Raw genomic sequence first — 14710 nt, 5'->3', positions numbered from 1 at the left:
ACGGGGTGGCCTTTGAGCCGTGCCCGAAGGGCATCGGTCTCCAAAGGCTGGTTCGTCCGCCTGCGGACGGACTAGCCGAACGGCTCAAAGGCCACCCCGTTCATTCCGACCGCAGGTCGGGATGAACTTGTTTATAGACGGACCCGTATAAAATGTCGATTAAGGCGTCCTTGTCCGTATAAAACGCCATAAGATTATATCAACAAAACACCAAAACCTTATTGATTTCAGAAGGTTATGGAATTCCCTATTATTTAGGGCGGCTTTTTATGCGGGTCCTTATATCCCCACCCTTACAGTCCTGCCATCGGGCTGCGCACACCTGCAGGGCCACGGTGTAATCCATGTGTGCAGATCATGGTTGTCTTGAGGCTCAAACAAAAAAAGCCACCGACCGGCATAATGCCGACGCGGTGGCGTTTGATCTTCAGTGTGATATGTTCCTCATCCTCAGCCCCCCTGAAAATGCAACTATGACTTGATACCTCATTGGTGGAGTGTTGTCAATTTTTGCCGTGAAAACAGGGCGCAATGATTTGCTCCCCTACAGTTGCACTTGACCTTCTTCCCATTGTGACTCAGCGACGATTTATCCGGTGAAGTAAAGATAACCGTCACGGAACTACGTTCCGGGCCTTTATCACCGAGTCAACAAGCTAAATCCCCTGGCGAGCGTTAGCGAGAGGGGGCGCTTTTTGCCTTTCATGAGAAAAGGCAGCGACCTCTCAATATCATCTGCCAAAGAAAAAGTCTTCGCCCCCTGCGCACCACAAGTCGCCCCACGCCAGTGGAAAGCTCTTTTGCATACCTTTGGAGCGTTTGCCAAAAGTATGGCGGCGTGCGGGACCGCGATCCCGCGACCTTGTCGTTGATTTCTATCTGGATTAGCCAAGACAGTTTTATAACCTAAAGAACCGGCGGTTCGCGCACCGCCAAGCGCCATCCTTTTGATAGGCGTCAAAAGGATGCAAAAACGCCTCCACTGGCGTGGTGCGACTTGAGATAGACGGTTATGGCACGGGTATCTAGCTAGAAGGTACGAAACGGTGATGTCCAGCAAATGAAGGTTTTCAACCTGGTCGCCCTGCGCGCAAGCGCTGAGGGGCTGATGACGGATGGCCACTGCGCCGATTTGGCCGGTGATGGAAATCGGTCCTACCGAGAAAACCTTCTGGATTCCCGCCGACGCGGGAATGACGATGAAATATAAATAACCGTCACGATACCCCGATCCGGGCCTTTACCACCGAGATAACAGGCTAAATCCCCTGGCGAGCGTAAGCGAGAGGGGGCGCTTTTTGCCTTTCATGAGAAAAGGCAGCGACCTCTCAATATCATCTGCCAACGAAAAAAGCTCCGCCCCTTGCACACCACAAGTCGCCCCACGCCAGTGGAAAGCTCTTTTGCATACTTTTGGAGCGTTTGCCAAAAGTATGGCGGCGTGCGGGACCGCGATCCCGCGACCTTGTCGTTGATTTCTATCTGGATTAGCCAAGACAGTTTTATAACCTAAAGAACCGGCGGTTCGCGCACCGCCGAGCGCCATCCTTTTGATAGGCGTCAAAAGGATGCAAAAACGCCTCCACTGGCGTGGTGCGATTTGAGATAGACGGTTATAGCACGGGTATCTGGCTAGAAGGTACGAAACGGTGATGTCCAGCAAATGAAGGTTTTCAACCTGGTCGCCCTGCGCGCAAGCGCTGAGGGGCTTATGACGGTTGGCCGCTGCGCCGATTGACTTGGTGGTGTAAAAGTAGCCGTCACGATACACCAGGTCCGAGCCTTTACCACCGAACGTACGCGCGGAATCCCCTGGCGAGCGTAAGCGAGAGGGGGCGCCTGTTGCCTTTCGTGAGAAAAGGCAGCGACCTCTCAATATCATCTGCCAACGAAAAAAGCTCCGCCCCTTGCACACCACAAGTCGCCCCACGCCTGTGGAAAGCTCTTTTGCATACTTTTGAGCGTTTGCCAAAAGTATGGCGGCGTGCGGGACCGCGAGCCCGCGACCTTGATCTTGATTTAGATTAGTCAACACAGTTTTAATAACACTAGAATCGGCAGTTCGCCCACCTCCGAGCGGGTCCGATCCGGCTGAACAAAAACCGGGGGAACTTCATGTCGATCACAACAATGTGATAAAGTAGGTCAAAAGTTGCCAAGCGAACCGGAATCCAGACGATTTCTGCCGACAGCCGTCTTTACCCGGCATGATGTCCGCCTGCCCTCTGAAGGTTTGCTTCTGGCTGTTCAGTCCGCGCCCTGCGGCTTGAGTGCTCCAGCTTTTTAACTTCAGCAGTGATGAGATTACTTTTTCAAGGGAAGTCAGCTCCCCGTCAACGAACCTGAATCACCTGTCAGGTTCATTGTCACTTCAAGTAAAGGATCTAAGACCATGCTCCCTGCTCCGTACCAGGATTTTTTATCGGCTGTCAGCAAGACCCTGCCGAAAGAACAATTGACTACCGACCCGCTAAAAACCGTAACCTTTGGAACAGATGCCAGTTTTTATCGGCTGATACCCAAAATTGTCATCCACGTTGAGAACCAGGACGAGGTTCGGCTGATTCTGCGCGAAGCCAATAAGAGAAAACTGCCGGTCACTTTCCGGGCGGCAGGGACCAGCCTTTCAGGACAGGCGATCAGTGACAGCATCCTGGTTCAACTGGGCAAAGGCTGGCAAGGCTACCGGATATTTGATAAAGCCCGAAAGATTGAACTGCAACCCGGCATCATCGGCAGTCGTGCCAATGTGCTGCTGGCCGAGTTCGGCAAAAAGATCGGACCTGACCCGGCCTCTATCGACAGTGCCAAAATCGGCGGTATCGTCGCCAATAACGCCAGCGGCATGTGTTGCGGAGTTGCTGAGAACAGCTACAAGACCCTGGACAGCCTGCGCATGATCCTCGTCGATGGCACCGTTGTCGATACCGCTGACGATAAAAGCCGCTCAGCCTTCAAGCGCAGTCATCCCCATATTCTGCAGGGACTTGCCGAGTTACGTGACCGGGTTGCTGGCGATCCTGAACTTAGTGAGCGAATCCGTTATAAGTTTAAAATTAAAAACACCACCGGCTACAGCCTCAACGCCCTGGTCGATTTCAAGGACCCCTTTGACATCATGCAGCAGCTGATGGTTGGTTCGGAAGGAACCCTCGCCTTTATCGCCAACGTGGTCTACAAGACGGTTGTCGAGCATCAACACAAGGCCAGCGCACTTATCCTTTTTCCTGACGTGTCCACCGCCTGTAGCGTCATACCGCTGCTGCGTGAAAATCTTCCGGTGGCGGCCGCCGAGCTGATGGATCGCGCTGCCCTGACCTCCGTCCAGGACGAGCCGGGCATGCCTGCCTATCTGGCAGGACTCGGCGATAATGTCACCGCTTTGCTGGTGGAGACCCGCGCGACCAGTGCCGCCAAGCTGCAACAACAGATCGATCAAATTGGCGTGGCACTGGCAAAAGTCAAGACCGTCCGCCCGCTGGAGTTTACCGACAATCCGGATGAATACAAAGTCTACTGGAACATCCGCAAGGGGCTTTTCCCCGCGGTTGGAGCCGTACGCGAAACCGGCACTACGGTAATCATCGAGGATGTCGCCTTCCCGATTGAGCATCTGGCGGCGGCCGCCCTTGATTTACAGGAGCTGTTCAAGAAATATCATTATCACGAAGCGATCATTTTCGGGCATGCCCTCGAAGGCAACCTGCACTTTGTCTTTACCCAGGATTTTTCCCAGGAAGAAGAGGTTCTGCGCTATCGCCATTTGATGGATGATGTCGTCAGCATGGTCGTGGATAAATATGATGGTTCCCTGAAGGCCGAGCACGGCACCGGGCGCAATATGGCCCCGTTCGTTGAAAAGGAATGGGGAACCGCGGCCTATGAGCTGATGCTTCAGCTCAAACAGCTGTTCGATCCCGATCAACTGCTCAACCCCGGGGTCATTATCAACCCTGATGCCGAAACCCATATCAAGAACCTCAAACCGCTGCCGGCCACCCACGAACTGGTCGACAAATGCATTGAATGCGGCTTTTGCGAGCCGGTCTGCCCGTCGCGCAACCTGTCATTCACCCCCCGCCAGCGGATCGTCGGCAGGCGCGAAATCAGCCGCCAAATGACCGCAAACGGGTCGCCGGAGCTGGTCAAGCAACTGCTCAAATCCTACCGTTATCCGGGCACGGAAACCTGTGCCGCCGATGGCCTCTGCGCCACCCGCTGCCCGGTCGGCATCGATACCGGAAAAATGATCAAGGCGCTGCGCGAAGAAGCCAACGGCGAACTCGCCAACCTGGTCGCCGACTGGGTAGCGCGTAACTTCAAGGGTGTCGCCACCGGCATCAATACCACCTTAAAAGGGGTTGATAAAATCCACCAACTGACCGGCACCGCTTTCATGGAAACGGCCTCTTCTGCCGCCCGCACCTTAAGCGGCAACCATCTGCCACTGTGGAATAAGGAGATGCCGTCGGGGGTCGGAAAAATACCAGCTGAGAAGATTGACCCTGATAACCCACTTCAGGTCATCTATTTTCCGGCCTGTCCCAGTCGCTGTATGAGTGGCCCGGCGCGCGGGGAAACGGAACCGGAAGCACTGCCCCAGAAAACCGTCGCGCTGTTGAAAAAAGCGGGTTATCAGATCATCTACCCTGATGAACTCGGCAAACTCTGCTGCGGGCAGGCATTTGAAAGCAAAGGCTTCTTTAAACAGGCCGATGACAAAAGCGCAGAGCTCAACCGCGCCCTGCTGACCATCTCCCGCGACGGCGCTGTTCCGGTTCTCTGTGACACCAGCCCCTGTCTGATGCGGATGAAAGATAAGCTGGACAAAAAATTGAAGCTCTATGAACCGATCGAGTTTGTTCTTGAATATCTCCAGGACAAGCTGACCTTTAAACCGTTACCACAGAAGATCGCCCTGCACGTGACCTGCAGCGCACGCAAGATGGAGCTTACTGACAAATTCGTGCGCCTGGCTCAGGCCTGTGCCACCGAGGTCGTCGTACCGGAAGAGATCTACTGCTGCGGATTTGCCGGGGATCGCGGCTTCAACTATCCGGAACTCAACGAATCGGCGCTGGCAGGGTTAAAAGAACAATTGGAGGGATGTGACGCCGGCTATTCCACCAGCAAAACCTGTGAAATCGGGCTGTCGCTGCGCGGTGAGATTCCCTACCGGTCAATTCTCTACCTGGTTGATGCGGCGACCGAGCCCAAATAGCCCCTGTCCGATTAACGACGAAGGAGTTTTTGCATGTTGACCACCGTCAATATTACCGATGAAATTTATTATATCGGAGTCAATGACCGGGAAACCTACCTGTTTGAAAACCTGTGGCCTCTGGATCGCGGCGTTTCCTACAATGCCTACTTGATTGATGATGAACAAACTGCTGTTTTTGATACGGTAAAGAACACCAAGACCAATGTTTTTATCGATAAAATCGACAGCATCCTCAACGACAGGCCCCTGGATTATCTGGTGATTAACCATATGGAACCTGATCATTCCGGTGCCATCAAGGCATTACAGGATAAATACCCGGATTTGAAGCTGGTGGGCAATGCCAAAACCTTTGAAATGCTTGATGACTTCTATGGTCCCTTAAAGAATTACCATGTTGTCAAGGATGGCGACCAGTTATCTTTGGGCAAACACACCCTGAATTTTTATTTAACCCCCATGGTCCATTGGCCGGAAACCATGATGACCTATGAATCCACCACCGGCACCTTGTTTTCCATGGATGCCTTTGGTGGTTTTGGCACCCTGGATGGCGGCATCTTCGACGACGAAGTGAACCTTGAATTCTATATGGATGAAACCCGCCGCTACTATTCCAATATTGTTGGAAAATACGGCGCCATGGTGCAAAAAGCGCTGAAAAAACTCAAAGATGCCAACATCCCCATGAACATCATCGCCCCCACCCATGGCCCGGTCTGGCGCAGTGATCCCCAATCTATCATCGATCATTACGACCGCTGGTCGCGGGCTGAAACCGAAGAAGGGGTGGTGATTGTCTATGGTTCCATGTATGGCAACACCCAGAAAATGGCCGATGTCATTGCCCGTAGATTGGCTGAAAACGGCATCAAAAACATCCGGATTTATGATGCTTCAAAAACCCACGTCTCTTACCTGATCAGCGACCTCTGGCGTTTTAAAGGCGTGATTCTCGGCAGCTGTGCCTATAATACAGGCTTGTTCCCGACCATGGAAACGCTGGTCAACAAGCTCGAAAACTCACAGCTTAAAGACCGGCTGCTGGGCATTTTCGGCACCGCCTCCTGGAGTGGCGGTGGGGTTTCAAGCTTAAATAAATTTGCTGAAAAAATAAAATGGCAACAGGTTGGTAATTCCGTTGAGGCCAGGTCATCGCCGAAAGACAAAGATTTTCAACAGTGCATTCAAATTGCCGATGAAATGGCTGAACTGCTGATCAAAGAACGTGCTTAATTCGCAGCGATCTGTAGTAATCCGCATGGTGAATAAATCCTGTTCCCCCGATAGTGCCCCGGGCCCACCATACATAAGCTACTGACGCACGGCGTCATCCAGTTCTTTACGGAGCTGGTGAGGCTGTGGGGACGATGCCAGGCGACCCGATGTTACGGGAAAAAAGACCAGACCAAGGTAGCCATCGATGGTCAGCAGATCGCCGTTGTTGATAATATCAGCGGCGTCCGCAATACCGGAAACACAGGGGATGCCATACTCGCGGGCAATGATGGCACCATGTATCAGCATACCGCCGCGGCGTTCGACGATGCCGGCGGCGAGGGGAACGATAAAGGTCATCACCGGATCAATGGCATCGCAGACGAGAATTTCGCCGCGCTTGAAGTCGGCCAGATCCTCTTCAGAGCGGATCACCCTGGCAACAGCCGTCGCCAGTCCGGCGCTGGCTGGCTGCCCCTGTAACTGTCGGGCATAAACAGCACGATCTCCTGCTTTTGTGCCACCAGGCGGCGGGCTGAGCAAACCGCTCTTCCCATCAGTCGGTGCTTCCAGCAGGCGGGCAAGCTGCGGTTTACTTCCCGCCCGGCAACGGCGACGCACTTCCATTTCCCCGCGTTTTACTTCCCGATGCAGTTGTGCCAGGCTGATATTGTCATCATCCCGCAAGCGGTAGCTGGCCCGGCCGATGGCAAGAATTTCCTCAGCCTGGGGCCATTCTGTCGCGGTAAAATGGTTGCGGTAAACGCTCTCCACATCGTCACGGGGCAATGCAGCCTGTGGTTGATGCTGATCAGTTAATTGTAACAGCAGGCGGCCCAGCTGATCAGGCAACAGCCCGAGTTCAGCAGCCAGCGCATCAATCTCAGCCATGATTACACTGTCAGCATTGCCATCCCAACGACAGGCCAAATCCGCCATTCTGCGATTGCGCACCAACGCCCGCAACTCGCCACCCCGCAGTAATTCAAGGAATTCAAAGGGATCCTGAGGTTGGAGGACATCATTATAGAACTCTCCGAAAAGACGAATTCCGTGGGCCATGGGGATACAGTCACGACGATAGGTCTCTTCCCAATAGTCCAGCTGCTGCAAACGCTGCCTGAATTCCTCCTCCAGCAGATCGTCGGTCAAATTCCTCAGATCAACCTGGGCCAATTGGGCCGCAACCTCTTCCATCCCCGGCATGATGACGGTTTCGATCCGTTGTTGCAGTTGCTTGAGGTTGGTGAGGCTGCGGTGCAGGTTGAAATACCACAAGCGCTCATCCTCCGCCGGAACGGTAGTAACAGGTCGCGCCTGTAACAGCACCAGCTGACCGTCACGCCAGGTCCATTCACAATCCTGCGGGGTGGAAAAGACCTGCTCTAAGGCCATGACCTGTCGAGCAACAACCTTCAAATCCGAATTGTTCAGCACCGGTCCCTGTTCTGTCTGGGTGAGTGGAACCAGCTTCACCCGCCCATCCTGCGGTGTCAACTTGTGGCTGCTGTGCGCGGCACGATAGCTGTCAATCCGCAAGCTGCACCGATCGATATGCCAGTTGTCCGGCTCGACGCTGCCGTCAACCAATCCCTGATTGAGGCCCCAGACTGCTTCGATCATCAACTGCCGGCGGTTGTCGGGGGCGACACTGAAAGCAACGCCCGATTTTTCTCCCACTACCAGCTCCTGTACCAGTACCGCCATCCGGCTGTCGGTCACCCTCAGCCCCAGCTCCTGGCGGTAGAGCAGGGCTCGATCAGACCATAGGGAGGCCCAGACCTTGCGAATCGCCAGGAGCTGCTCCCCCCTGCCATGAACATTGACAAAGGAGTCGTGCAGTCCGGCAAAAGAACGGGTCACTGAATCCTCGCCGGGAGCCGAGGAGCGGATGACTAGAGGTTGTTTCGGGAAGTGTCTGTCGAGAGCGGTGAAAATTTCCCTTTCCAAAGCCGGCGGCAGCGGGGTCGTCAGGAACAGGTTACGAATCCGCAGCGCGGCATCCCATAGCTCCTCCCAACGCATCTGGGAAAAATCCTTGCGGCCGAGTTCCATGGTCAGCCGCCCCCCCAGCCCGGTCGCCTGCAGGTAATCGCGGTAGCAGTCGCAAGGAATGGCGAGGGAAAGGGGCACGCTGTAGCCGCGGCGGATCAGTTCGGCCAGAGCCACCGATTTACCCCCGAACTGCGATAAATCATCGGCACTCAGCCGATCAAGGGGTTGGATGCGGCACATCGAAATTAAGCTCCAGCACATCCTGAAAGCGCTGCACCAGGCTGTAGCGTTGGACCTTGATCAAACACAGGGCGCAACCGGGCGAACGCACAAATTCAGCGAGGCAGGGGTGGCGGGCTAGAAACAGCTGCTGCAACCGGTCCCGCTGCTCCGGCGGCACTTCACGAGCCGTGCCGATGGCGGACAAGGCGACGGCCTCACGAAAGTCGTCGACCTGGTTGCTGCGGCTATCGATCAGCAGCGAGACCCGAGCATCTTCCTGCAGATAGCCAAACTTGCGCGTCGCGCGATGGGTAGCGAACAACAATTCATCCAACTGGTCTGTCACGACAAAACCCACCAGACTGGTATAAGGATGACCCTTGGCGCTGGTCGCCAGCACGCCCAGATTCTGGGTACTGAGCAGGGCATAAATCTGTTGTCTGAGGGTATCCAAGCGATTCTCCTCTGCAAAATGAGTTTAACCAGTTACAGCCCCTTGTCGTAACCGGTGAGTTCCACATAACCATACCCTTGAAGCGGTTGTTGCCCGCGCGACCCCTGCACAAAGACAGCACCTTCCCAATAACGAACCGAGGTTTGCAATTCCTGATCAGCCATCAGTGGAATAATCTCGAGGTTAAGCTGGGCGGCCGGAATCTGTAATCGCCAGCGGGCCGGATAGCGCCCGCCACTGTGGGGGCTGATCCAATCCTCAAGCACGTCGATCCGCACCCCGGCGGTGCTTAAAGCTGTAGTGTCACCGTTCTCGGCCACCAGCACCCCGCTGCTTAATGGGTCGGGTTGCCCTGTCTTGAGGCGCAGTTGATAATACATCAACTCGGTGTTATCGTCGAACTGCAAACTGAACCAGTCCCAGCCGACCTGGTCCGGACCCAACGCACTGGTGCTCCATTCCCGATCCAGCCAACTGCTGCCGCTTACCTGATAACTGTTGCCGGCAATACGGATTTCACCGCTGGTCGGCATGCGCGTCAGGGAATAATAGTAAGAAGCATTGCCCGGTTCCTGGCTTTTCTGGCTGAGGCCTTGCTGGCCCTGCAGGACAAAGGGCTTACTGCTGTCAAGTTGTAGTGCAATCGCAACCTCTCCACTGTCGGCCCGAAGTCCCATCGGAAAACTGGCATCTCCTGTCCCCCGCGCTGACCAATCTTCCAGCCAGACGTGGAACGGCTCTGCCGTTGCGCCGGCCAAACCCAGCCCATCCCGGCTGAAGCGTTCACTATAGTAGAAGTTATCATTCTGCGGATCGCTCAGGGCGAAGTGGGCCAGGTAGATCTGGTTACCGGCCCAGGCGGACTGGCGCGACAGGGGTTCCGGTTGCAGGGCATTGCGGAAGAACGTCAGTTGATAGCCGAAACGGCGACCGGCGCTGTTATGCAGATTGCCGGTATAGTACCACCATTCGGTCTTGAAGGCGGGATGGGGGCCATGATCCCGGGGAAACTCAAAGCTGCGCGGCCGGGTTGCCCGGGCAAAGCCATCATTGTCTTCGCTGCCCAGGATCTCTGTCACACTTAAACCCGGTGAAGTCCTCCCGGAGGACGAACCACCGTCCTGGCAGGCCGCCAGCACTGTCAACGACAGACAGAGAACAACGATCATCACATTATTTATACGCATAGGTTATTCATCCCGCAAAGCTTGTGCCGGCTGTGTCTGTGCCATTCTCCAGGCCGGGTAAAGCCCGGCAAGGATAGCAGCGATCAGGGCCAGCACCACCGCCTGAAGCAGGATCGCAGGATCGACCTGGATGCCCATGCTCCAGCCAAAGGAGCGGCGGTTGATCACCAGGATCAGGATCAGCGCCTGGGCAATCCCTAAGGGCAGGGCCAGCAATCCGGCCAGCAGACCGATCAGACCGGTTTCTCCAGTAACGAGCACCCAGAGTTGTTGCGGGGTCAGACCACCGGCCCGCAGAACCGCAAGTTCCCGCGATCGTTCAATCTGCATCGCCATCAGAGCATTGAGAATGCCGACAAACGCGACCAGCACCGCCAGTATCCTCAATACCGATGTCACCGCAAACGTCCGGTCAAAGGTTGCCAGTGACGCTTCGCGCAAATCCCGGTTGGAATAGACCATCGCTTGCTGTATGCCGGCGGTCAGGGTACGCAGCTGCCTGACCAGCAGATCAGTATCAGCCGTATCCTTCAGGTATATCCCCAGGGCATCCGTTTGAGGATCGGACCAATATTGCTGGTAAAGACTGCGGGCGATGGTGATCCGTCCCTGGTCGGAACCATAGTCGGTAAAGACCCCGGCAATCCGAAACTGTTCCTGTCCATGTTGCGTGCGCAGGGTCAGTAAGTCTCCACGCTTAAGATCGCGCCGGTATGCAAAAGGTTCTGAAACAATCACCGCCCGGGTATTTTTGAACTCATGATAGATCTGCTGACGATCGCCGTCAGCAAACCAGTAGCCGGCAAAACTGTCTTCAGGAATTTCGGCAACAAACAGCTCGCTGATGCCGTGCGCGTCCTCCAGCCGCAGATGACGGGCACGGGTGATGCTGTTGATACCGTCAACCTGGCCCAGGCGCTCCACCAGTTCAGGTTCAAGGGGCACACGACCGGGACCGAAATCATTGCCCTGGGTAGTAATATAGATATCGGCACTCAGATAACTGTGCAGCCAGTTGTCCACCGTCACCCGGAAGCTGCTGATCATCAGCCCCACTCCGATGGTCGCGGCGACCGCAATCACCAGAGCCGCGGTGGCGACACCGGTGCGACTTAAGCCCGCCACCAGGTTGCGGACCGCCATCTTGCCGAGGATACCGAAGCAGGTTTTAACAGGCGACTGCAGCCCTTTCAATAGCCAGACCGCCAGCCCCGGCGTGATCAAAGCGTAGCCGCTGATCAGCATAAACATACAGATAAAGCCGACGACGATACTGTTACCCGGCAACAACAGTCCGACCAGGCTGAGCACCATCAAGCCACTGCCGACAGCGACAGCCCAGGGCAGCAAACGTCGCCCACGGCTTTCGATGTGCGAGCGCGAGAGGACCGAGCGCGGCGCCGTGCGTCCCGCTTCCAACGCCGGAACCAGAGCGGCCACGAGGGTGGCGCCCAGGCCGAGCAGCAGCCCCTTGGCAAGGGAAAAAGGGGTGAGAGTCAGACTCCGGACATTGAGAACAAAATAGAGATCGTTGATGGTGCGGGTGACCAGAGCGAGCAGGCCATTGGCAAGCAGCACACCAAGGAGTAACCCGAGCAGCGTGCCGGCCGCACCGACCAGCAGCGCTTCCACCAGAACCAGTCGGACGATCTCGCGGCGGGTAACACCAAGGGTGCGCAGCGCCCCCAGCAGTGGTCGGCGCTGAACCACCGAGAAAGTCATGGTGTTGTAAATCAGAAACATGCCGACCACCAGGGCCAGCATACTCAGAGCGGTGAGGTTGAGTTGAAAAGCACGGGTCATCTGCGCCATGCTCTGTTGACGTTGATCGGCGCGGATCACGTCGACCCCGGCCGGCAGATAGCCTTGCAGTTGCTGCAGCGCTCCTTCCTCGGCAGCACCGGTCGGCAGAATCAGGTCAATTCGGGTCAGTCGACCGAATTGTTCCAGCAGCTCCTGAGCCGTAGCGATATCGGTGATGATCAGATTCTGCAGGGCCTGGGAACTGAGCTGGTCCGGGGCCGGCAGCAGGCCAACCAGGGTCACGCTGCGGCCCTTACCGCCAATCTGGAGCCTCAGTTCCATGTCAGGGCGCAGTTCCAGGTCACGGGCGGTAGCGGCACTGAGCAGGATACTGCCCGGTTCGGTCAGCAAGCGACGAAAATCGTTGTCACGTCCGATCCCTGGAGAATACTCGCGAAAAGGGCCTTCAGCAAAAGGATCCAGACCAAGGATGCGCAATATCAACCCCGGTTTGTGGGCAACAGCTGCCAATCCTTCGACAACCGGGGCGCTGGCGAATGGAGTGGGCTCAAGCCGGATCCGGCGGTAGACCTCCTCCGGCACGCCGTTCGGTCCACCAACAACCTGGTGACTGGTGCGTCCGCTGACCGCTTCTGCGGAAAGGCTGAACGCCCTGTTGGCGCTGCTGTTGGCCAGATCGATGGCAACCACCACCCCCACACCGAGGGCGACGCCGATCACGGCAAATAACAGCTGCAGGGGGTGGCGCAATAAATAACGCAGGGCCGCACGCCAGAGGATCATTGCCGGCTCTCCACACCTGCCTCTTCCAGCAATTGCCCATCGCGAATAGACAGGATCCGGTCGGCCAGCCCAGCTACTTCCAGACTATGGGTCACCATCAGCGTGGTCATATTGTATTGTTGAGCCAGCCCAGTGAACAGATTCAATACCTGCTCACCGGTTTCGGCATCAAGGTTCCCGGTCGGCTCATCGGCCAGCAGCAACCGGGGGCGGTGAATCAACGCCCGAGCGACGGCAACGCGCTGCTGCTCCCCGCCGGACAGTCGATCGGGGTAGCTGTTCGCCCGGTCGGCCAGACCGACCTCGTCAAGCAGGGTCTGCGCCTGCTGCCGGGCGACACTGTCCCTGGTGCCGATCAATTCCAGAGGCAGCAACAGGTTTTCCATCACCGTCAGGGTCGGAATCAGGTTGTAAAACTGAAAAATAAAGCCGATGTGCCGGCGGCGGAACAATGTTCGTTGGCGTTCGGATAAGGTCGTGAGCTCCCGTCCACCGATCATGACGGTGCCACCATCGGGCTGATCGATGCCGCTGAGCAGATTCAGCAACGTCGATTTGCCCGAACCGCTGCGGCCCAGCAGAACAACGAACTCACCCGGCGCGATAGCAACATTCAGATTATGAAAGACATGCCTCACCGCCTCCCCTTCACGAAAGCTCTTACTCAAATTGTCAATCCGTACCAGACTATCGCTCATGAGTGACTCGCTGTTATCTAAAGAAAAGGGGGCTATCTATTAAATACGGGGTGTTGACCTTCTTACTTACCCGTCGCCAGTAAAGCGCTAATTTCCCGGCTGATTTCATGGTGCTGGGTGAGCTGGTCAAACCAGCCACTCAGAATCTCGCCATTTATCACACCCAGCAGCACACCGAGGACTATCCCGCGGTGAACATTGTCGCCGCCCAGATTGGTATTCGCCAGCAAAGCCTGCTGGGGGATGTCAGCATATTTGTACGCCAGGTAAAGGACGCTGGGCCAGGAATCCGTGATGTAGCAGGCCGAGGAAAATATCCTGCCAACCACCTGCCGGTCATCCGGAGACTTTTTTGTCATGGCCGTAACATCAATTCCGCAGCTGTTTTTGGCCGCACGGGCAAGGATCTCTGCCACCTCTTGCTGCGAATCGCGAAACAATAAATCATCCAGCAGCTGAATATAATCCGCACAAACCCTGGCCAGCATCTCGTCCGGGTGGGTCAAATAAAGATGCTGGAGACAATGCTCTTTGACCTTGCGAAGGGGCACACCTCGCAGCCGCTCGGAAAATAGAATCGGAGCAATCATTACCAGGCCGCCGATGGAGGGGGTGTCATGAGTCGTTGCCCCACAGCATTCCCTGGGTTTGCCGCTTTCTAGATTAGCGAAGAAACCCCGATGGTAGGATTCAGCATAGGTGTCCGGATGCCGGGGCGGACAGGCGGTCATAAAATCGATATAGTCATCAAGAAAGCGCTGCTTGTCATAGCGACCGGAGTTGGCCGCAAGGGACCGCATCAGTACTCTGGCACAATGGGCATTAAGGGTATTCTCCCCGGCCGTCATCCCGTGGTGGTAATGCTGGTTCGGTTGCCCCCAGAATGAGCGCTTTCCTTTGAGAATAACATCACCGACGATCTCCCGCTTTCGCCCTTTTGTTTCCTGGTCACCGCGACCACCGGCATGGGTTGAATGCAGTGACATAATGGATGAGGGATGTTTAGCTGGTGCCGCTTCAAGACGGGTAATGCCACCAGGAAAGGCTTTTTCAATGTCGGCCGGGTTGTAGAACCAGTGGACCGGCATGGCAAGAGCATCAGCCACAAACATGTTCTTTAGTGCTGCTACGGCTTTTTGGTGCAACAGATTCATCGCGTTAACCT

General features: G+C 55.7%; 9 protein-coding genes. 3 read left to right on the top strand and 6 right to left on the bottom strand.

What is annotated here, in order from left to right:
* Nucleotides 1-1060: 1060 nt before the first annotated feature.
* The 3 genes from AC1931_RS12515 to AC1931_RS12505 all read left to right on the top strand — a co-directional run bounded on the left by AC1931_RS12515 (nucleotide 1061) and on the right by AC1931_RS12505 (nucleotide 6460).
* Nucleotides 1061-1210 carry a hypothetical protein gene (locus AC1931_RS12515; protein WP_483877607.1) on the top strand — a complete coding sequence of 50 codons (150 nt, stop codon included), beginning with the start codon at nucleotides 1061-1063 and terminating at the stop codon, nucleotides 1208-1210.
* Between the two features lie 1182 nt (nucleotides 1211-2392).
* Nucleotides 2393-5221, top strand: a complete 2829-nt coding sequence (locus AC1931_RS12510) for an FAD-binding and (Fe-S)-binding domain-containing protein (protein WP_483877606.1) — start codon at nucleotides 2393-2395, stop codon at nucleotides 5219-5221.
* Nucleotides 5222-5254: 33 nt separating this feature from the next.
* Nucleotides 5255-6460 (top strand): FprA family A-type flavoprotein, encoded by a 1206-nt coding sequence (locus AC1931_RS12505; protein WP_483877605.1) that lies wholly within the window; start codon nucleotides 5255-5257, stop codon nucleotides 6458-6460.
* A 78-nt stretch (nucleotides 6461-6538) separates the two neighbouring features.
* On the opposite strand, the gene AC1931_RS12500 is transcribed toward AC1931_RS12505, so the two are convergent.
* From AC1931_RS12500 to AC1931_RS12475, 6 genes are all read right to left on the bottom strand, one after another.
* A complete protein-coding gene (locus tag AC1931_RS12500; protein WP_483877604.1) occupies nucleotides 6539-8677 on the bottom strand; it encodes a PEP/pyruvate-binding domain-containing protein in 2139 nt (712 codons plus the stop codon).
* Complete coding sequence (locus tag AC1931_RS12495; protein WP_483877603.1) at nucleotides 8655-9113, bottom strand: pyridoxamine 5'-phosphate oxidase family protein; 459 nt, start codon at nucleotides 9111-9113, stop codon at nucleotides 8655-8657. Before AC1931_RS12495 ends, AC1931_RS12500 begins: the two co-directional genes overlap by 23 nt.
* A gap of 32 nt (nucleotides 9114-9145) precedes the next feature.
* A complete protein-coding gene (locus tag AC1931_RS12490; RefSeq protein WP_483877602.1) occupies nucleotides 9146-10300 on the bottom strand; it encodes a lipocalin-like domain-containing protein in 1155 nt (384 codons plus the stop codon).
* Between the two features lie 3 nt (nucleotides 10301-10303).
* Entirely contained in the window at nucleotides 10304-12847 is a 2544-nt protein-coding gene (locus tag AC1931_RS12485; protein WP_483877601.1) for an ABC transporter permease, read from the bottom strand.
* On the bottom strand, nucleotides 12844-13545 hold the full coding sequence (locus tag AC1931_RS12480) for an ABC transporter ATP-binding protein (RefSeq protein ID WP_483877600.1): 702 nt from the start codon (nucleotides 13543-13545) through the stop codon (nucleotides 12844-12846). The genes AC1931_RS12485 and AC1931_RS12480 overlap by 4 nt, the downstream gene beginning before the upstream one ends.
* Nucleotides 13546-13607: 62 nt before the next feature.
* Complete coding sequence (locus AC1931_RS12475; RefSeq protein ID WP_483877599.1) at nucleotides 13608-14699, bottom strand: ADP-ribosylglycohydrolase family protein; 1092 nt, start codon at nucleotides 14697-14699, stop codon at nucleotides 13608-13610.
* Nucleotides 14700-14710: the final 11 nt, after the last annotated feature.

This window comes from Pelovirga sp. C15f (assembly GCF_057178085.1).
The sequence above is the reverse complement of the archived record's forward strand: the minus strand, read 5'-3'. Positions and strand labels throughout refer to the sequence as shown.

Excerpts from the sequence above, each read along its gene's own strand:
- AC1931_RS12500 (WP_483877604.1), bottom strand. The coding sequence starts at position 8,677 with ATGTGCCGCATCCAACCCCTTGATCGGCTGAGTGCCGATGATTTATCG.
- AC1931_RS12515 (WP_483877607.1), top strand. The coding sequence starts at position 1,061 with ATGAAGGTTTTCAACCTGGTCGCCCTGCGCGCAAGCGCTGAGGGGCTG.
- AC1931_RS12480 (WP_483877600.1), bottom strand. The coding sequence starts at position 13,545 with ATGAGCGATAGTCTGGTACGGATTGACAATTTGAGTAAGAGCTTTCGT.
- AC1931_RS12475 (WP_483877599.1), bottom strand. The coding sequence starts at position 14,699 with ATGAATCTGTTGCACCAAAAAGCCGTAGCAGCACTAAAGAACATGTTT.
- AC1931_RS12485 (WP_483877601.1), bottom strand. The coding sequence starts at position 12,847 with ATGATCCTCTGGCGTGCGGCCCTGCGTTATTTATTGCGCCACCCCCTG.
- AC1931_RS12505 (WP_483877605.1), top strand. The coding sequence starts at position 5,255 with ATGTTGACCACCGTCAATATTACCGATGAAATTTATTATATCGGAGTC.
- AC1931_RS12510 (WP_483877606.1), top strand. The coding sequence starts at position 2,393 with ATGCTCCCTGCTCCGTACCAGGATTTTTTATCGGCTGTCAGCAAGACC.
- AC1931_RS12490 (WP_483877602.1), bottom strand. The coding sequence starts at position 10,300 with ATGCGTATAAATAATGTGATGATCGTTGTTCTCTGTCTGTCGTTGACA.